This window comes from Mesorhizobium sp. M1143, from assembly GCF_040318435.1.
Taxonomy (GTDB): Bacteria; Pseudomonadota; Alphaproteobacteria; order Rhizobiales; family Rhizobiaceae; genus Mesorhizobium.
Window position 1 is genome coordinate 1 of record NZ_JAMYMJ010000202.1, and the last position, 643, is coordinate 643.

The following is a 643-nucleotide window of genomic DNA, read 5'->3' on the forward strand; positions in this document are numbered from 1 at the left end:
GCAACCATCGCAGCCTCCCAGAAAAGGCAATGGCAAACGACACATTAATAAGCTCGCCGAAACTCTCTCCGCAATGAAAAGAGTTGTACGAATTTTACCAACCCGCACCCTTTCAGTGATGCCGGGCCGCTGCTGTCCTCGCTCTTGTTCTGTCATCGTAATGAAGGACGACATCTCCGAGCACCCGTAGCACACCTGTTGCATGGAAAAAGCTGTAGGCGTTTATAGGTGCCCGGGCACTCCGCCATTTGTTTGCGTTGTGGAGCGGGACAAAGCAGGTTTCCTCACTCAGGCCGCCTACCGTGAAGCGGGGCACAAGCCCGACTTCGACGCATTGCCTTGGGAAGCTGAATACAGGGCCGCCAACTCAACGAAAGCCGGTCGTACGCCTAGCTAGCAACCAGAGGCACCGTGACGGTCGTGGCGTAATTTATCGGATACTGGTCGAAATACGGGAAAGCGATGACGAAGGCATAGCTCGCGGTCAGATGCGCCATCTTGAAGCCGCCGCTGGCAGGGTCGATCGCGATCGTCACAATGACGTTCTGCAGACCCAGGTTCACCAATTTCTGCGTGGCGATGGCCTGGATGTCGCTCTGCGAAAGCGTGTTGTTCAGCTGCAGCGCCCGGGAAGAGGTTTCCA

1 pseudogene is annotated in these 643 nt (G+C 56.1%); it reads right to left on the reverse strand.

What is annotated here, in order from left to right:
* Positions 1-389: 389 nt before the first annotated feature.
* Positions 390-643: pseudogene (locus tag NKH35_RS31950) on the reverse strand (TadE/TadG family type IV pilus assembly protein); the annotation flags it as partial.